Annotated in this window: 20 protein-coding genes and 1 pseudogene; 11 read left to right on the forward strand and 10 right to left on the reverse strand. The window is 54.0% G+C overall.

What is annotated here, in order from left to right:
- The first annotated feature begins 85 nt into the window (after positions 1-85).
- Entirely contained in the window at positions 86-1,381 is a 1,296-nt protein-coding gene (purB, locus tag OSC10802_RS0106985; protein WP_026098235.1) for an adenylosuccinate lyase, read from the forward strand.
- Positions 1,382-1,466: 85 nt separating this feature from the next.
- On the opposite strand, the gene OSC10802_RS0106990 is transcribed toward purB, so the two are convergent.
- On the reverse strand, positions 1,467-2,300 hold the full coding sequence (locus tag OSC10802_RS0106990) for an SH3 domain-containing protein (RefSeq protein WP_017716072.1): 834 nt from the start codon (positions 2,298-2,300) through the stop codon (positions 1,467-1,469).
- An 86-nt stretch (positions 2,301-2,386) separates the two neighbouring features.
- On the opposite strand from OSC10802_RS0106990, the gene OSC10802_RS0106995 reads away from it, so the two are divergent.
- A complete protein-coding gene (locus OSC10802_RS0106995; RefSeq protein WP_017716073.1) occupies positions 2,387-3,118 on the forward strand; it encodes a M15 family metallopeptidase in 732 nt (243 codons plus the stop codon).
- A gap of 170 nt (positions 3,119-3,288) precedes the next feature.
- On the opposite strand, the gene OSC10802_RS0107000 is transcribed toward OSC10802_RS0106995, so the two are convergent.
- The 4 genes from OSC10802_RS0107000 to OSC10802_RS0107020 all read right to left on the reverse strand — a co-directional run bounded on the left by OSC10802_RS0107000 (position 3,289) and on the right by OSC10802_RS0107020 (position 6,587).
- Complete coding sequence (locus OSC10802_RS0107000) at positions 3,289-3,990, reverse strand: SH3 domain-containing protein (protein ID WP_017716074.1); 702 nt, start codon at positions 3,988-3,990, stop codon at positions 3,289-3,291.
- Positions 3,991-4,424: 434 nt separating this feature from the next.
- Positions 4,425-5,153: a TIGR00266 family protein gene (locus OSC10802_RS0107010; RefSeq protein WP_445727641.1), complete on the reverse strand. Its 729-nt coding sequence runs from the start codon at positions 5,151-5,153 to the stop codon at positions 4,425-4,427.
- A 55-nt stretch (positions 5,154-5,208) separates the two neighbouring features.
- Entirely contained in the window at positions 5,209-5,898 is a 690-nt protein-coding gene (locus OSC10802_RS0107015; RefSeq protein ID WP_017716077.1) for a TIGR00266 family protein, read from the reverse strand.
- 26 nt (positions 5,899-5,924) lie between these two features.
- On the reverse strand, positions 5,925-6,587 hold the full coding sequence (locus OSC10802_RS0107020; protein WP_026098237.1) for a TIGR00266 family protein: 663 nt from the start codon (positions 6,585-6,587) through the stop codon (positions 5,925-5,927).
- A 227-nt stretch (positions 6,588-6,814) separates the two neighbouring features.
- Between OSC10802_RS0107020 and OSC10802_RS0107025 the strand changes: the two genes are divergently transcribed.
- On the forward strand, positions 6,815-8,284 hold the full coding sequence (locus OSC10802_RS0107025; RefSeq protein ID WP_232731635.1) for an NACHT domain-containing protein: 1,470 nt from the start codon (positions 6,815-6,817) through the stop codon (positions 8,282-8,284).
- Positions 8,285-8,752: 468 nt separating this feature from the next.
- Here OSC10802_RS0107025 and OSC10802_RS0107030 read toward each other — a convergent pair whose 3' ends face one another.
- On the reverse strand, positions 8,753-9,952 hold the full coding sequence (locus OSC10802_RS0107030; protein WP_017716080.1) for a LuxR C-terminal-related transcriptional regulator: 1,200 nt from the start codon (positions 9,950-9,952) through the stop codon (positions 8,753-8,755).
- A 156-nt stretch (positions 9,953-10,108) separates the two neighbouring features.
- Here OSC10802_RS0107030 and OSC10802_RS39025 point away from each other — a divergent pair, with 156 nt between their 5' ends.
- From OSC10802_RS39025 to OSC10802_RS0107060, 6 genes are all read left to right on the forward strand, one after another.
- Positions 10,109-10,459, forward strand: a complete 351-nt coding sequence (locus tag OSC10802_RS39025) for an NfeD family protein (RefSeq protein ID WP_017716081.1) — start codon at positions 10,109-10,111, stop codon at positions 10,457-10,459.
- Between the two features lie 330 nt (positions 10,460-10,789).
- Positions 10,790-11,623, forward strand: a complete 834-nt coding sequence (gene rsmA, locus OSC10802_RS0107040; RefSeq protein ID WP_017716082.1) for a 16S rRNA (adenine(1518)-N(6)/adenine(1519)-N(6))-dimethyltransferase RsmA — start codon at positions 10,790-10,792, stop codon at positions 11,621-11,623.
- 82 nt (positions 11,624-11,705) lie between these two features.
- The gene (gene ispE / locus OSC10802_RS0107045; RefSeq protein WP_017716083.1) at positions 11,706-12,677 is read left to right on the forward strand and encodes a 4-(cytidine 5'-diphospho)-2-C-methyl-D-erythritol kinase; all 972 of its coding nucleotides are present in this window, start codon (positions 11,706-11,708) and stop codon (positions 12,675-12,677) included.
- On the forward strand, positions 12,674-13,015 hold the full coding sequence (locus OSC10802_RS0107050) for a DUF3082 domain-containing protein (RefSeq protein ID WP_017716084.1): 342 nt from the start codon (positions 12,674-12,676) through the stop codon (positions 13,013-13,015). Before ispE ends, OSC10802_RS0107050 begins: the two co-directional genes overlap by 4 nt.
- A 186-nt stretch (positions 13,016-13,201) precedes the next feature.
- Positions 13,202-13,846, forward strand: a complete 645-nt coding sequence (locus OSC10802_RS0107055) for a class I SAM-dependent methyltransferase (protein WP_017716085.1) — start codon at positions 13,202-13,204, stop codon at positions 13,844-13,846.
- A 215-nt stretch (positions 13,847-14,061) separates the two neighbouring features.
- Positions 14,062-15,540 (forward strand): amidase, encoded by a 1,479-nt coding sequence (locus tag OSC10802_RS0107060; RefSeq protein WP_017716086.1) that lies wholly within the window; start codon positions 14,062-14,064, stop codon positions 15,538-15,540.
- A 230-nt stretch (positions 15,541-15,770) separates the two neighbouring features.
- Here the strand turns inward: OSC10802_RS0107060 and OSC10802_RS56335 are convergent.
- Positions 15,771-15,884: pseudogene (locus tag OSC10802_RS56335) on the reverse strand (RNA-guided endonuclease TnpB family protein); the annotation flags it as partial.
- Positions 15,885-16,103: 219 nt separating this feature from the next.
- Positions 16,104-16,352 carry a hypothetical protein gene (locus tag OSC10802_RS39030; RefSeq protein ID WP_017716087.1) on the reverse strand — a complete coding sequence of 83 codons (249 nt, stop codon included), beginning with the start codon at positions 16,350-16,352 and terminating at the stop codon, positions 16,104-16,106.
- A 431-nt stretch (positions 16,353-16,783) separates the two neighbouring features.
- Here OSC10802_RS39030 and OSC10802_RS0107075 point away from each other — a divergent pair, with 431 nt between their 5' ends.
- Positions 16,784-17,017: a DUF433 domain-containing protein gene (locus OSC10802_RS0107075; protein WP_026098239.1), complete on the forward strand. Its 234-nt coding sequence runs from the start codon at positions 16,784-16,786 to the stop codon at positions 17,015-17,017.
- 71 nt (positions 17,018-17,088) lie between these two features.
- Positions 17,089-17,220, forward strand: a complete 132-nt coding sequence (locus OSC10802_RS55475) for a hypothetical protein (protein ID WP_255349207.1) — start codon at positions 17,089-17,091, stop codon at positions 17,218-17,220.
- Here OSC10802_RS55475 and OSC10802_RS0107080 read toward each other — a convergent pair.
- On the reverse strand, positions 17,206-17,418 hold the full coding sequence (locus tag OSC10802_RS0107080) for a hypothetical protein (RefSeq protein WP_017716089.1): 213 nt from the start codon (positions 17,416-17,418) through the stop codon (positions 17,206-17,208). The genes OSC10802_RS55475 and OSC10802_RS0107080 overlap by 15 nt on opposite strands.
- Positions 17,402-17,677 (reverse strand): BrnT family toxin, encoded by a 276-nt coding sequence (locus tag OSC10802_RS0107085; protein ID WP_017716090.1) that lies wholly within the window; start codon positions 17,675-17,677, stop codon positions 17,402-17,404. Before OSC10802_RS0107085 ends, OSC10802_RS0107080 begins: the two co-directional genes overlap by 17 nt.
- Positions 17,678-17,830: the final 153 nt, after the last annotated feature.

The following is a 17,830-nucleotide window of genomic DNA, read 5'->3' on the forward strand; positions in this document are numbered from 1 at the left end:
GGCCGGCCCGCCGGCACAAAAGCATTTCCTGCAAGGGAGGTGTCGAGGGGCTGTACAATAAAATGGTTGTGCTATGTGGCGGACTGTGATCGAGCGGTATACGTTGCCCGAGATGGGCGAACTGTGGACTGATACCTATAAGTTAAAAACCTGGCTGCAAGTGGAAATCGCCGTTTGCGAGGCTCAGGCGGAGCTGGGTTACATCCCAGCTGAGGCGGTTGAGGAAATTAAGGCCAAAGCTAACTTTGACCCCAAGCGCGTCCTGGAAATTGAAGCCGAAGTCCGCCACGATGTCATTGCCTTCTTGACAAATGTCAGCGAGTATGTTGGGGATGCCGGTCGCTACATTCACTTGGGGCTGACGAGTTCGGACGTGCTGGATACGGCTCTGGCGCTGCAGCTGGTGGCCAGTTTGGATGTGCTGCTGTGCCGGCTGGAAGATTTGAGCCAAGCGATTCGCTACCAAGCCCAGCAACACCGGCACACCGTGGCCATCGGTCGCTCCCACGGGATTCACGCTGAACCGATCACCTTTGGCTTTAAGCTTGCCGGCTGGCTGGCGGAAGTGCTGCGCCACCGCGACCGGCTCGATCGCTTGCGCAGCCAAATCGCTGTCGGGAAAATCTCTGGCGCGGTGGGAACTTACGCCAACATTGACCCCCGCGTAGAAGCGATCGCCTGCCAGAACCTGGGACTCGAACCCGACACCGCATCGACGCAGGTGATCTCCCGCGACCGGCATGCGGAATATGTGCAGCATCTGGCGCTCCTCGCCGCCTCCATTGAGCGGTTTGCGGTGGAAATTCGCAACTTGCAGCGCACAGATGTTTTGGAAGTTGAGGAATTTTTCTCCAAAGGGCAAAAAGGCTCCTCCGCTATGCCCCACAAGCGCAATCCCATTCGTTCTGAGCGCTTGACCGGCATGGCGAGAGTCGTGCGGGGTCATGCCGTTGCGGCGTTGGAAAATGTCGCCCTGTGGCACGAGCGAGACATCTCTCACAGTTCTGTGGAGCGGATGATTTTGCCTGACGCTTGCACAATAACGCATTTTATGCTGCACGAAATCACCGACTTGGTGAAACACCTGCTGGTCTATCCCGAAAACATGCAGCGGAATATGAATGTTTACGGCGGCGTGGTGTTCAGCCAGCGGGTGATGCTCGCTCTAGTGGAAAAGGGCATGCTGCGGGAAGAAGCGTACAAAATTGTGCAGTCGTGCGCCCATCAGGCGTGGAACAAACCCGACGGTAATTTTCACGATTTGATTGCCAAAGATGCCGGTGTGATGGCGCTGCTGAGCCCCCAAGAAATCGAGGCGTGTTTCGACCCGCAGTACCAGTTGCGGCACCTTGACCAAATTTACCAGCGCTTGAGTATCTAGCCAGGAGTGAAGAAAGCGGGTTTCTTTAAGAAACCCGCTTTCTAGCAAGTAGCGTTACGCGCTTCGCGCTAACGCACCCTACGTTCTATTTGACCTCTACCGTGAAAGAATAATCGTATCCCTTGAAATTAGAATCGAGGTTCAAGAGGTAGTCCCCGGTAGCCGGCAGCTTGCCAGTCCAGCTCTTTTTCCCACTGGTGTCACCCCCGCCGCCCAAGTCTTGTTGGCGATTTTTGTCACCGGGGGCAAAGATGAAGGGCAAGGAGCCTTTATTAACGGTCACAGTCATCGTCTGACCTTGGTTCGCCTTCAGCAAATACTCGTGGCTGCCGGTGCCGATAAAGCGATCCGAAATAGTGACTGAACTGCTGTTGGGGGCGAAGCTTATCCGCTGGCGCTTCTGGTTGCAGGTGCTTTCTGTGACCTTTTTGGAAATCCAGCCAGCGGGTTCGCTAATCTCAAACCAGCCATTTTTCTCAGTTCTCACCGGCACCAATTTGCCATTTTCGATTTTGCCCACGATATTGTTTGGCTTAACTTCCGGACTAGAGCGAACATTCGTCGGCGGGTTGGGGTCAGCAATTTTAACCATTGTAACCTCGCACAGCTCTGGCTGTGAGGCTTGCGCTTGAATTGCCTGCGTTGTGGAAGCGGGAGCCGCAGGAACTGGGGCAATCGCAGACTGCGTCGCCGGTGACTCAGCGTTCGGTGGCTGTGGGGAGCAGGCAATACTGAGCAAACTTAACAGACACGCCATGCTGGCGGTTTTCAGCCAAACAGAGTTAAACGAAATCTCGCATTTGTGAGAATCTTTCATAAGGAAGTGATGCAATTGTGTGTGATTGGCGGCGGCTGCGGGCAGCGGGACGGAGGGCTGCTGGTGCCGGCTCGCATTTGCTGCCGGTGTGGGGTTTCCCACATCTCCCGTCCAGTTAAAATTGATCTACTACCCTGATTCCAAGACAATTTCCGGGAAGAATTCCTTCGGCGCGATATTAAAAACTTATGAAGCCCCATCGCTGGACAGAATTTTTGACCCTCACCCTGCTTGTGTCGCTAGGGATTGTGTGGCGCAATCTCACTCCCTACCCACGGTCAGCTGCGGCCACATCGACGCAACCTCCAGAGACAAGATCGATATTACCTCAGAAGATTGCTGAAAAGCAAGTGCCAGATGAGGACAGGCTGGTGGATATCGGCACCGTGAATCCCAATATCCGGCTGGATATCCGCTACGCCACAACCAATAACTTCTTGAAAAGGCAACTGTATAAGGAGGCGCGGTGCGCGCTGCGGGCTGGCGTGGCGCAAAAGCTGTCGCGGGTTCAAGAAGATTTGCAAAAAAGGGGGCTGGGTTTGAAAGTCTATGATTGCTACCGCCCCCTGTCGGTGACAGCGCAAATGTGGGAAGTCCTGCCCGACTCCCGCTACGTGGCCAATCCCGCCAACGGTTCCCGCCACAATCGCGGCGCTGCTGTTGACCTGACGCTGGTGGACAGCAAAGGCGCAGAACTGCCGATGCCAACTGAATTCGATGATTTTACAGACAAAGCCGCCAGGGATTACCCGGGGAACGATGTCAGCCCCGAAGCGCAAAAAAATAGCCAGCTGCTTGAGGAGGTGATGCAGAAACACGGGTTTGTCCCCCTGCTGACGGAATGGTGGCACTTCGATGCAGCAGACTGGCAAAAGTTTGCAATTCTTGACATTCCTTACGAGGCAATTCCCAAGCCTTAAAAAAACCGGGTTTCTTCTACGAAACCCGGTTCCTGGATTCTATTCAGGGTTAACAATTACTTTATATAGCGGTTCTCAGTTGGATGAACTATGGCCCAGAAACCCGGTTTCTTTCAGAAACCGGGTTTCTCAGTACCTCACTAATATGAGAAACGCTATAAATCTAGCTCTTATTTCAGCTGCACCAAAAACTCGTACTCGAATCCCTTATAATTTGAGTCGAGTGTTAGGGTGTAGTCACCAGTAGCTGGAAGTGTGCCAGTCCAGCTAGTTTTGCCACTGTAGTGCCCTCCCCCGCTCAGGTCCCTTTGGCCATTGGGGTCATTCGGGGGATAAATGAATGGCAAGGCACCTTTCTGAACGGTTAAGGTCATGGTTTGACCCTTGTTGGCGCGGATGATATACTTGTGGCTGCCACCGCCGACAATCCGACCTCTGACAATGGCAGAATTGCCTTGTGCGGCAAAAGTAATTCGCTGGCTAACTTCGGAACAGCTGCTTTCTGTGCGGTTTTTGGCAACCCACCCCCGCACGGGATCGGTAATGCGAAACCAGCCGTTTCTTTCTTCAGCGACAGAAACAAAGGTGCCGTTGTTGAGTTTCCCGACAATGTTCCCGTCAGCCACTTGCGGGCTGGAGCGGACATTGAGGGGCGGGTTGGGATCTGCTACTCTCGCTTGAGCGATCTTGCAGCCCTCTGTGGGTGGGGTGATAACGATTGGGTTAGATTGGGCAATCTCCACCGGCGCGTTTGCACGAGTTGTGCTGCCGGTACTGGGTGCCGGTGACTTGGACTGAATTGTTGCGCTCGCTACTCCGACTGCAGTGGAAAGCCCCGCCAAGACGGATACTATTATTTGGGCCCGTTGCATCTCGCGTATACCTCCTATCTATAGTCTTTAACTGGGGAAGAATTCTGTTTAAAAAGCAGCCGCTTGCAGTTGGAGACTTACAGGAGAGCGGCTAAGTTTCCCGGAGAGTTTTAAGAAAACTTAACTTGGCGGCTTGCAGCCGTATAGGGCGGCAGACTAAAGTCTGCCGCTATACAAACAAAGCCCGCCTGCGCGGGCTAGGAATCAGAGGGCTGATGAGCGCGGATTTTCTGGCAGGCATTTGGGATTGCGGGGCGAGCGAACTCCGCAAAAAAAAGCCGGTTGCCCTTCCCACGAGGAACGAGGCAGAGCCTCTGAAGGTGCGTTCCCAGGCTCCGCCTGGGAACGAGGGAATGGCATACAGCCTGTAGGGGCAGCCCCCCGTGGCCGCCCCCGATTTCTAGTTCCTTCAGGTTTTCTTTATAAACACTGTCTTAATCGCTGCTGCTGCTGCTGCTCGTCTTAATTGGGCGGAAGGCATCTAAAAAATTCAGCAAAGGATACAGATTGCGCGACTGCACCCACAACCGGCCTTGACCGCGAAACCGGCACACCAGTCCCTCTCCGCCAAAGATGCCGGTTTTGAGTCCCTTAAAGGACAGCCCTCCGAGCATTTCAACATTATAGTTCAGAGAGTCTTCAAACGCCACAATATAGCCGGTGTCTACGACATAATCACCGGCTACCGGAATTTCCACAATCCCCCCATAAGAACTGAACCAGATATCCCCAGAGCCGGTCGCCCGCATCAAAAACAGGGACTCCCCGCTAAAGAAGCCTTTCAATCCTTGGAACTTGGTATCAATTGTCACAGTCGGGCTGCAGGCGACAAATCCGGAAGATTGAATCATCAACCCGCTGCCGGTGAGGCAGTAATGCTGGATGTCTCCGGGGATTCCTGGCGAGACATACAATTGTCCCGGTCTGCCTTCAGCGGTGAACTCACTCACAAATAGGGACTCGCCACTAACCAGCCGGCCCAACCCTTTTAGCAAGCCCCCTTTTACTTTGGATTTCATTTTGACGCAAGCATCCATCGCCGCCATCGCCCCCGATTCCACGAGAACGGTTTGATTCGCCTGCAGGTCTAAGCGCAAGGAAGCGTAAGAAGGTGTGTGTTCAATTTCGTAAGCGATTTCACCGGCCATAATTGCAACTCCCAAAAATAATTACCTGTTCACCCCTCAGTAGGGTGCGTTCCGGAGGAACGCTACGAAACTATTGCGATTTCACCGGCAGCTGGCTGCCGACAAGCTGGCCAAACGCATTGGGATTGTGGGTTTGGCAAAAAACGCGACCCTGCCCTTTAAACCGGCACACCAATCCTTCCCCACCGATCCCCAACAGGGAGCCAATCCAGCTAGACCCCGATTTAGTCACAGTAAAGGTCAAGCTTTTCTCAAAGGCAACGATATGGCCGGTGTCAACAATATATTCTCCGTCCACCGGCACTTCATAAATCGCCCCGAAAGAACTGAGCAGGACAGTGCCGCGCCCGCTCACGTCCAGCCAAAAGATATTCTCTCCGGAAAAGAAAGATTTAAATCCCTGCCATCCCAAATCTATATCCACACCCGATTCGCTAGCGAGGTAAGAGGTTGCCTGCACCACCAAGCCGGTGCCCGATACTTGATATGCTAGAAGATCGCCCAGCAACTTGGGGGCCAAAAACACCTCGCCACCGGCAGTCGGGGAGCGGAAGACACTCAAAAATAAAGACTCGCCGGCAAGCATGCGCTTGAGTCCGCCCAAAATGCCACCGCCTTTACCTTTGCGGAGGGTTGTGCTAGCATTAATATAGCCGCTCATGGCAATCATCGCGCCGGCTTCTGCCATTAATTCTTCACCGGCATTCAGGGTAACGCGGGCAATAGCGCAGTCCGGTCGCTGCAAAATTTCGACATTCATCTCGCTGAAGCTCTCCTGAAACGGAATTAACTAAATTTGGGCCCGAGAAATCTGACTAACCCATCAATACTGCGAGACTGTAAATAAATCACGCCCTGACCGGAAAGCCGGTTGACGAAGCCTTCTCCTGACGTGACCGAGCCAAATAAACCGCCCGCCAGACCTGTGCTCATTTTAATTCCGGGCTCGTAGGCCACTAGATGGCCACTATCTACCACAAACTCGCCGGTGATCTGCTTCTCGGTGATGCCGCCGTAAGCGCCAAAGAAAACCACACCGTTACCGCTTAATTGGAGCTTGAACAGCCCCTCCCCGGCAAACCAGCTGGCAAAACCGGCCCACCCCACCCCCATGCGGACGCCGGGGGTGTGGGCGATGTGCGCCCCCGGTTGAAAACAGATGCTATTCCCGCGCAATTCGATGCAGGCGATGTCGCCAATTGCCGGTTGGGTCAAGACGAGTTGCTTCGGTTGCCCAGCTGCATTGGTAAAAGTATTGACGAAAAGGGATTCGCCGCCAAAGAATTTTTTGAGGAACGCTGAGAAGAAGCCACCTGAGAAGTGAGTTGCCATCGAGATTTGGGCGTCGCTGCTAATCATAGCGCCGGCCTCAGCAGTGATGCTCTCACCCGGATTCAGGGTGACGAATATTGCGGCAAAGGATGGTTTGTATCGGATTTCATGTCTCACGCTCGTTCACTCCTCCAGCCAGATACTGGAAATACCTACAAGGGCAGCTAGGTGTTTTACGGACTTCCTCTGCTAATTTCTCTCCCGCTCTTGGCTTGTCCTCCTCTTTCCCTCTCGCCCTCCTGAAAAACAAGAGAAACTAGGCGAATATTATATAATTATACCCTTTGCCTGCCATTCTCAGCCAGATAAACAAGCCGCGCCAGTGTCTCAAGTCCACCTGTATAGTGTCAGTGAAGCGTAACGAACCGTCGCCCCCCATGCCAAGAGTGAGCCCCGCACTGATATCCCTGCTGACAGTTTTGCCCAGTGGCGCAGTCAGCCTGCTGAGCAGCCAACTGTGGAATGCCCTGCCCTATGTCTGGAGCGTGCTCTTGGCGCTGACTGCGGTGTCCGGGATGGTGTGGGCGATTGCCAGCTTGCTCCCACCGGCACCGCCGAAGGACAGACAAATCTTCCGGAAGCGGCAGCAGTTGCTGGCGGCGGTCAGTCAGGAAGTCACGGCGAGGTTAAAGCAGTCCGCGCACAGCGCCGTGCTGGCGAACCTGGTCAAAGACGAAGAACTCCAGCGCGTTCGTCCGAATGCGGACGTGAAAATCGGCGGCAGTCCGCGTTTCCAGCTGCAGCCAGAGGACAGGATCGCCAAAGTGTTTGAGGACACCGGCAGCAAGCTGCTGATTTTGGGGGGTGCCGGTGCCGGCAAAACCACCATGCTGCTGGAGCTGGCGCTGGAGTTGTGCCAGCGGGCTGAAAGCGATACCAGTGCTGGGGTGCCGGTGGTGCTGCACCTGTCCTCCTGGAAAAACCAGTGGCAGCCGGTGAGCGAGTGGCTGGTGGCTGAACTCAGCTCCAAGTATGGGGTCCGCACCGAGCTGGGCCGGCGGTGGCTCTACGCCGGCGAGTTGCTGCTGCTGCTCGACGGGCTCGATGAACTCGAAGCAAGCCGCAAAGAGCAGTGCATTGAAGCGATCAACCGGCTGCTGGAAGACAGCCCCCAGCCGCCCCAAGTTGCCGTTTGCACGCGATACAACGAGTATAAAAACTGCCCGTCCAGACTGCGGCTGAATGGGGCAATTTTTTTGCGCCCCCTGACGGACGCCCAGATTCGCGCTTACCTGCTGGCTGCCAGAAGTCGAGAGCTGTGGTATAATATCGAGAGTGAGCCGCACCTTTTGGCGCTGGCGAGGACGCCCCTGCTGCTGAGCGTGATGACTTTAGCCTATGAAGAAATCTTAATCCATTCTTGGAAACGCATTACTTCCAAGGAAGACTTGCGCAAGTATTTGTTCAACGCCTATATTCGCCGCATGCTGGGGCGGGAGATTAACCCCCGCAAGCAGCCCAGCCCAGAAAAAACCCGGCACTGGCTGAGCTGGCTGGCTAAAAGGATGGAACAGGAGAATCAGGCGGAATTTGTGATTGAGAAAATCCATCCCGACTGGTTGCAAACTCCCCGCCAGAAACAGCTGTACCGGATTGGCGCAGCGCTGGCGTGCGGGTTCATTCCCGGTTTGGCTTTCATGCGACATTTCGTGCTGCGCCTGATTCTTTGGCGCAGTGGGTATATTCCCTGGAACTGCGCCGGTTTCCTCAACTACGCCGCAGAGCGACTGTTGGTGCAGCGTGCCGGTTCGCGCTACCAGTTCACTCACAAGTTGCTGCAAGAGCATTTCGCCGAGATGCCCTTAGATTCTTGAGTGGGGTTTGGGGTTATACCAATTTTGGATTTTGGATTTTAGATTTTGGATTTATAGCGGTTCTTAGCTTGATGTACTGTGGTTCATAAACCCGTTGAGCGTAGGGGCAGTGCCCCCGTGCCACTGGTGTCAACTTAAGCTCCCGGCGATTGGAAATCGCGGCTACACAAACCAAGTCCGCATGACAAGGACTTAAGAGAAGAGCTAGAATCTTAAAACCCTTGCCTTGCGGGTTTTGTCTGTATAGCTGCGGTTTCAACCGCCTAGAGACTGCGGGACACAGCTTAAGTTGACACCAATGTGCCACCCACGGAGACCGCCCCTACGGAGTTTCTCCGTAGCACACTAATCTGAGAAACGCTATAGCCAAAATTGGTAAGCGGTTACGATTTTAATCTGCTTAGTACAGAAAGGAGTCAGAGCCTCCTGAACTGCGTTCCCAGGCAGAGCCTGGGAACGAGGAAATACCTACGACCTAAAATCTGACACCACCCGCATCACCTGGCTCACAAATTCTGGATACCGGCGCTTCACCCATTCTGGAAAAGCCAATTGCGGCTCGTCTGTCAGCTGGCGCTCCAGCAGCTCAATAATGTCATCCACCTCGTTAACTAAATCAAAGACGAGGAGATCGAAAGGGAGTTGGTTATTGATATTGAAATCGAGATTTAAGAAGTGTTCGATATCAACGTCCTGTCCCAACCCCAGGACAAAAAACTTGACCGTCTTGTGATGTTCAATGTGGGCGCAAGCTTTGGCGAGGCAATCTACAAACTGCTGCTCGTCATTAAACTGGCCATCTGTATAGATGATAAAAAAAGCCCCGCGATTGTTGGGCTTTCCCTCTGCCAGCCAAGTGTCCAGACATTTTTCCAGCGTTGGGCCAATAAAAGTTTTGGTCTTGGGCTGGTTCGCGCTGAACAGCTCCCACACCTGCGAGGCGTCCCGGATGGCCATCGGACTGGGATCAACTTCAGGGCGGCTAAAGAAGTAAATCGAAACGCTATCGCAAATCGTCTGTCCTGATTCTTGCCGGCGGCTGTTTTGGCCAGACAGAATCGCCGCCACATGACCCTCCACCACTTCTTCGAGGTACTCATAGCGGGTTTGGCTGCCGGTATCGGCATCCTTTCTCACCATCGAGCCACTCCGGTCAATCAAAATAAAAACGTCCCGGTTGTAGAGGGTGGAAAACGGCGGTTCTCCCACCGGCACTGGTTTGCCCTCACCCCCCATACTGGGAGAATCCGAGTCGGGAGAGGGGGGAGAGATGCCGGTGCTGTCCGCCCATACAGACATTTTGCCCTCACTCCGCCAACCCCCCTCTCCCGACTGGGGGGAGGGGGGAGATATGATGGCGGGTGCGAAATCCGAATCCTCCCCTGAGGCATCGCTCGACGCACCGGCAGCCTGGCTGACTAATTCAGGCTTGTACTTGCCGAAAAGGGCGATTAACTCCGGACGTTTGCACCGGCGTTTAGCGGGCCATTTATTTATTATAGCAAATTCCTTGCAGATATTCTCAATGTGTTTTCTGACGGTTGCTTCCGTAACCGTCAGCGCAGCGGCGATCGTGGCATCCGTCTCGCCTGCTAAGAGCTTCAGCAGCACTTGCTTGCGCCGATAGGTCAGCCTTTCAAAAACTGCCTCGAACTGTCTTCGATCCATGCACAATGTACCCCCATGCTTCTATCATATCGCAAGCGGGGCTCACAAATGTGTGTCCGCCCCCACTTGTGAATCTTTGTACACAAAAGCCCGCTGTGTCTGGCACAGGATGTTATATTAAAAGCAGGTAGCACTTCTACGGAAGGGATTCCGCTAATGGATACTTTATTCATTTCAAAAGTTGAAATGTTCCCGCAAGCCCAAGTGGGCACTGTCGAAGAAGCAATTTCCTACAACCGGCGGGGACGAGTCAAATTTGACGGAACCTACTGGCCGGCTCGCTTCTACGATGCGGACTGCAAAGCAATTGTGGGGCCAGACGAGCTAGTCTCCGTGGTGGCTATTCAAGGCATTACGCTGCTGGTGCTCCCCCTGGAGCCGGTTGCCGGGAACTCTTGGGCCACCCAGAGACCGGCTCCTGATGTAGAGCGCCGAGTCGGGTCGGTTATGGAAGCAGGTTCCTTCGATCCGCTGTACTGGGACGATGGTTGGGCCGGCGAGCGATGAACATATTCATGTGCGAGGGGGGTGCGGTCCGCCCATTCTAGTCTTAGGCGCAACTGCACAAGCTCGTGCGGAACGCACCCTAGCAACTAGAATTAGGGTGCGTTCCGCTCATTAGAGTCCTGGAACTGCAGCGCCGGTGCGTTCCGCACCCCAGGAACTGCAAGTAGGGTGCGTTCCGCCAATTCCAGTCTTGGGCACAACTGCACAAGCTCGTGCGGAACGCACCCTACAATTAGCACTCGATGACCGCATATCGGGCACCGGCATGAAAATCCCACGCCCAATCACCCATGCCCCACGCCCCACGCCCCACTCCCGCCGCCATCAGCCATGACTCTCCAACCTCGCAAACGATTCGCGCAACACTGGTTGCGCAGTGAAAAAGTCCTCGATCAAATCATCCGTGCGGCTGAATTATCCGGGCGCGATCGCGTCTTGGAAATTGGCCCGGGCACCGGCATCCTGACGCGGCGGTTACTGCCGGTGGTTTCCTGTGCTGTCGCCGTGGAAATTGACCGCGACTTGTGCCAGCACCTGGTCAAACAGCTGGGTAAAGCGGACAACTTTTTACTCCTGCAAGGGGATTTCCTCTCCCTGGATCTGGACGCCCTGCTCGCCCCTTTCCCAACCTTCCAAACGCCGAACAAGGTAGTGGCCAATATCCCCTACAATATCACCGGCCCGATTCTAGAAAAACTCCTCGGCACCATTGCCGCACCGAATCAAACACCTTACGATACAATCGTGCTGCTGGTGCAAAAAGAAGTCGCAGAGCGGCTGTACGCCCACCCCGGATCGAGAGCTTTTGGCGCTCTGTCGGTGCGCGTGCAGTATTTGGCCAGCTGCGAGTTAATCTGCAGCGTGCCGCCTGGGGCTTTCCAGCCGCCGCCAGAAGTGGACTCAGCGGTGGTGCGCCTGCGCCCCCGCCCCACAGAACCCCCGGCATCTCATCCCCGACAGATGGAGACGCTGATTAAACTGGGCTTTTCCAGCAAGCGCAAAATGTTGCGAAATAATTTAAAAAGTATAGTGGAGCGCGACGAGTTGAGTCACTTGCTGGAACAATTAAATATAGACCCGCAAGCCCGCGCCGAAGACCTGAGCGTCGCTGACTGGGTGCGCTTGAGCAATCAGCTGCAGCTGGCCGATCGCACCGGCTTTTGAGCCAGCAGTGACGGCAACCCCCAATCGGGACACCGAAAATCCAGGCATTTCCTAAACCTTTCCGCCCTTTCCGCCCCTTACCATGCAGTCCTACTCCCTAATTGCCCCAGCGAAAATTAATTTATATTTGGAAATCCTCGGCGCTCGCCCCGACGGCTATCACGAGCTGGCGATGATACTGCAAAGTGTGGGTTTGGCGGACACGATTGACCTGCGCCTTAATGGGACTGACAAGTTCCGCCTCCACTGCGATCACCCGCAAGTGCCCTTGGGCGAAACTAACCTGGCCAGCCGAGCCGCGAAACTGATGGCTGAGCAATTTCGGGATGTGTTTGCGAATTATGGTGGCGCTGATATCACTATCCACAAGCGCATTCCCGTAGCAGCCGGTCTCGCCGGCGGGTCAGCAAACGCCGCTGCGGTCCTGGTGGGGCTGGATTTGATGTGGGAACTGGGTTTAACTCAGTCGGAACTGCAGGAACTCGGAGCCCGGCTGGGGTCAGATGTCCCCTTCTGCATTGCCGGCGGAACGGCACTGGCTACGGGGCGGGGTGAGGAGCTAGACCCCCTGCCCCCGCTGAGCCACCTCTGGGCCGTGCTGGCAAAGTACCGCAGTCTGGAGGTTTCGACGGCTTGGGCTTACCGGACCTTCCGGGAGCAGTTTGGCAGCACCTACGTTTCGGACCCCGAAAGTTTAGAAGACCGCCGGCAGCGGGTACACTCTGGAGGGATGGTGGGTGCGGTCGTGCGTCGGGACAAAGCCAAAATTGGCCAACTGCTGCACAACGATCTGGAGCGATCGGTGCTGCCGGCTCACCCCCAAGTGTCCCAGTTGCGGCAAGCCCTGCAACTCCCCGGTGTCTTGGGCGTGATGATGTCCGGTTCAGGACCGACTGTCTTCGCCCTCACAGAGTCGGAAGCGCAGGCACTGCAGGTGCGAGAGCAGGTTAAAGCGGCGATTTCTGACCCCGATTTAGACCTGTGGGTGACTGAGGTCAGCAGCACCGGCATTCAGCTGGCATCCCCCCACCCCCATCCGCCTGAAAAACCATGACTGACTTAACTCCCGCTCCCAACCCCCAACCCCCATCCCCCTCTCAGCCCGGAGCGCTGCGCTGTGCCGGCGGATCTGTGGTGGCCGGTGCTATGGCATCTGCCTGCTATTTCCTGACTTCTTCCATCGCCCAGACTTTTGCCAGCAAGCCGGTGCTCTCAGATAATATTACGGTGCTGAATATTGCCTCTGCTGTGCGCACCCTCGTTGTCGGCCTCAGCGCTCTGGCCACCGGCGTTTTCGCCCTAGCCTCTTTGGGGCTGATGGCTCTCGCTGGGCAGATCCTGATTCAGCAACTGGGGAAACAGCCGGCACCCCCTGAGGACGCCGGGCAGTAAGAGCCTGTCGCTCACGCAATTCTCAAGCTCGCCAGGGGTGAGAAACCGGGTTTCTTTCGATCGGCCACAATAAACCCGGTTTCTGGCAGCCTTGACTTTTTTTATCAACCGCCTAAAAGGCGTACTCTGCCATTAGGGACGATTGCATTCTGGCTATAACAAAGATTCCCAGGAGAGTGTTGATTGGTGGAAAAACTCGCTAGCAAGTACGAATATTCTTATCACGACAGCAAGGCCAGATTTCATCATCCGTATTTGGTAAAACCCCTTTTGGAAATGCTATCCGTTGCAAAGCCGGCTGAATCTGACAAGGTGCGGGTGCTGGATCTGGGCTGCGGCAACGGACGTTTGAGCCATCTGATGGCAGAGCAAGGGTGTGAAGTTGTCGGTCTTGACCTGTCGGAAGGGGGAATCGCCATCGCGCGACGAACTTTCCCAGAGTGCAAATTTATTCAAGGAGATATTTACGAGCTCCCTGACGACCGGCTGCTCGATTCATTTGATACTGTCACTGCAGTTGAAGTGATTGAGCACTTAATGTTTCCCAGGGAATTGGTCAGGTACGCCCAAAAATGCCTGAAACCCGGTGGGCGTTTAATCCTGACCACACCCTATCACGGCTACTTAAAAAACGTGGCGCTGGCGGTGACAGGAAAAATGGACAAGCACTTTACCGCCCTTTGGGATATGGGTCACGTTAAGTTTTTCTCTGTGGCCACCCTGAGGGCTTTACTGCAATCGGAAGGGTACAGGGATATCAAGTTCAAATTTGCCGGCAGATTTCCCTATTTTTGGAAGTCAATGCTGTGTTCTAGCACGCCGGTTAAGTAATTTAGATGGCTGTGCTGAGAGCTTGTTTCTCTCGTTCCCAGCCTCAGGCTGGGAACGCCCTCTGGAGGCTCTGCCTCCTTTCAAGGGAAAAGCAGGTTAAAAGCCTAACAGCTTATCATCTGTTTCACCGGCTTTCTTGATTTGATATACTGGAAACCGCTTGCCGAGGCTTTCAGACCCACACCGGCTATAGAGTAAATGAGGACAGCGTAACAGTGAGTAATATCGTCTTTACTTCTGCCCACCAGCTCGCTGACGCGATCCGCAAGCGAGAGATTTCAGCCGTAGAAGTTCTGGACGCCCATTTAACGCAAATCGCCAAGCATAACTCAAAACTCAACGCGATTTGCACCCTCGATGAAGCGCGCGCCCGCCAACGCGCCAAACAAGCGGATGAAGCCCTAGCGCGAGGTGAGAGCTGGGGCGCGCTGCATGGAGTGCCGGTGACAGTGAAAGACATATTTGAAACAGCTGGACTGCGCACCACGGCTGGCTACAAGCCTCTCAAAGACTATATTCCCCAGCGAGACGCAACAGCTGTCGCTCGCCTCCGCGCTGCAGGAGCGATCCTTGTCGGAAAGACAAATCCGGCTGAACTGGCCAGTGACTGGCAAGGCATCAACGATCTGTTCCCTCGCGTCAATAATCCTTGGAATCTCAACTTCACCCCTGGGGGCAGTTCCAGTGGGAGTGCCGCTGCCATTGCTGCCGGTTTTTCACCCTTGGATATAGGAGATGACGTTGGCGGTTCCATTCGCCAGCCGGCTCACTTTTGCGGGATTTTTGGACTCAAACCAACGGACCGTCGCGTTCCCACAACAGGTCATATCCCTGAAGTTCCAGGAATGCCGAGGTGTGTCCGGCAGATGCTTGCGATTGGCCCGCTCGCCCGCTGTGTGGAAGATTTGAGCCTGTGCCTGCAAATCATTGCCGGTCCTGACCCATCCCAGCCTGAAATTCCCCCAGTTCCCCTCGACACGCCCACTGACAAAACTCTGCAAAATCTGCGAATTGCTTGGACAGGTGAATTTCCTCTCTTGCCGGTGAGTTCAGAAATCAAATCAGCGATTCAGTCAGTCGCTCAGAGACTTGCTGGTGCTGGAACGCAGATGGAGCAGTGGGTTCCTGCCTTTGATTTTGTTGCGGCTTGGCAAGTCTATTTCACAGTCGCATGTTACAATTTTCTCTATGCGCAACCCGCCATGCTTGATGACGCTCGCAAGCAGATTCCCGTTCTATTTCGTGAGGGAACTCAGGGCGAACCCGCGCTGCGAAACCTCAGCAACGTTCCGGGAACAATACTGCCGATTGCTTTAAATCCAACCTTGAAAGGTTATTTTGAAGCTTTAACTGAGCGCGACCGGCTGATTGCCCAGATGGATGGGGAATTAGCGCAATGGGACGTGTGGCTGTGCCCGGTTGCAATGACGCCGGCATTCACCCACCGCGCTAAGGGCGAAGCGGTTGAAGTGGAGGGTAGAAAAGTCCCTTATCTGATGGCATCGGGTGCATACACAGCCCCATTCGCTCTTACCGGGCATCCGGTCGCTGTTATCCCCATTGGGCGCACCAAAGACGGGCTGCCAATTGGAATGCAGATTGTCGGCCAGCGCTGGCGAGAAATGCAATTGCTTGCGGTGGCTAAGCAACTAAGCGCCGCGATTGGTGACTTCCAACATCCATCTGGTTATTGAGCGGTTTATCATACCAATTTTGGATTTTGGATGCCCAGATTTTGGATTAAAAACCCGGGCATCCAACATCTAAAATACAAAATTTGCCTGAAACGAGAAACCCGGTTTCTTTAAGAAACCGGGTTTCTGGGGCGCAGTTCATCCCACGGAAAACCGCGATAAGTATTTCGGCTCAACTCCCTGTTGGCTCACTGCCGGCAAAATTGACTGGTGTGGAGCACCTGATACATTTACGCGACATTATCCGGGATAACCCCGGACAACGCAACGATAGCACTATCACCCGTAAAAGTGATAGAGGCGGTATCCCGCAAAGCTTTCAGGAAGATCCCGAAAGCACTATGAACGCGAACGTTTCAGGTCGGTGTTTTGGCACCTACTTAAACCCAGAGCGCTTTCACGCTCAGCGCCGATGACAGCTGCTTTAAGCTCAATTTCTTGTTTCGCTTGGCAACCGTGTCGGAAGTCTCAAAGACGGATAAGAAATCAAGCACTATTTTCAACTCGAGCGGTCGGCACGGTTCGCTAACGTATCTCATTATACCGTGTCCTACTGCTTTGCGTCAAGAATCCAGGATTAAAACCTGCTCCTCACCGCAATCCGGAATCCAAGCCACCCACTCGCTGGCTGAACACTGGCACAGCAGCAGCGCTTCGTCAAAACTGAAGGCGCTGGGAAGATCGAGCAATTTTACCCATGTACCGGGTTGCAGTTCCTCCAGCCACTCGTGCCGGTCAGTGTTTCTCGCACCGGCTAGGGGGTGAGTGGCCAACCGGCTGTTGAATTCTGGCTTGCGGATGTCGAGTTTCATGGTTTTTCCCTCCACTTACACAGCTCACAGCTAAGGCTCTCCGACCGGCTTTTCCGCAAAACAGTCTTAGCGAGTGGGCTAAACTAAAATCTTTTCTGTAACAAATGCTACAAACGCTCACTTTCCCAAGTCAAGCAATTGTTGTATAAATTTACAAGCGCCTGAGCGACACTCTTGTGGGCCTATTGTGGGCATCTTGCCGGCATCTGGGGAGTGCGAGTTGAGCCAGCAAACATACCTACTGCCTGCCGGTGGGGGCGCGAACACTCTCCCTTTTGAGGGATGGCAGAATTCAGCTGTTGCGGTAGGTATTTTGGCTGCCGGTGGGCGTACCGGCGGTGCGGCGGTTGTGCGGACAGTGCGAGGTGCCGGTGCTTGCGATGGGTTGTATTATGGAGGCAGTAGGTTTAACCCATTATCTAGCTTTCCTAATGAACCAGTTACCAAACCTGCTGACTCGTATCACCCAAACTCCTGGTCAGTGTGGCGGTCGTCCTTGCCTCGAAGGCATGAGAATCCGAGTCAGCGACATTTTAGAGATGCTGGCTGAAAATGTCAGTGTCCAAGAAATCTTGGAGGATTTTCCTGATTTAGAACTGGAAGACATTCAAGCTTGCTTGCTATTTGCGGCACGGCGTACCGATTTCCCTCGATTGACTGCATGAATATTTGGATTGACGCTCAGTTACCGACCGCGTTAGCTAGCTGGCTAAACAATACATTTGAAGTAAATGCAATGGCGCTGCGAGATTTGGGATTGCGAGATGCTAAGGATGTCGAGATATTGGAGGCACCGGCAGCAAAGGGCACCGAAGCGAAATGCAATGAACCTGCCAGCCGGTGTCCTCCAGTCTCAGTCCGGCATTGACTTGGCAATTTTCACAAGAAGTCTCAATGCCTGATTTACAGAAGCCGAATCGCGAAAGACTTCGGCTACGTCTGGATCGAGAATTACAACGTTGCTGGACTTCCTGAAAGCCTCGTAATACTTGCCGCGCACACCTCCTGAAAAATCGTACTCAGGAAGCATTTCATCATCAACTGGTACTTCATTCTCCTGACTCATAACTTCTCCTCTCTTGTCGAGTTGCTAAACGGGCACTGATCAGACGCACTTCCCCCTCCCTCTCAGTATGCGATACAACCAAAAGACGGTAAATCGCTGACTGACCCATCGTTATAAAACGAAACTCACCCCTTGAATGAGCGGGGTCATCAATAGTGACAGCCAAGGGATCTGCGAAGACTGTCACCGCTTCTTCAAAAGACACACCATGCTTCCTCTGATTGGAAACGGCTTTGTCAAGATTCCACTGGAACTCCATAGCTAAAGTATACTCTCAGCTGTCATTTTAGTTGAACAGTTTGAAGTACAGTGAAAGATTGATGACTTTTCTACATTGTAGCATAGCATTCAGCACCCACCCATCCCCTAGGAGGCTAAAGTAGGGGCGGGTTCACCCAAAATGTCTCTACGC

Source organism: Kamptonema formosum PCC 10802, assembly GCF_000332335.1.
Classification (GTDB): domain Bacteria; phylum Cyanobacteriota; class Cyanobacteriia; order Cyanobacteriales; family Oscillatoriaceae; genus Oscillatoria.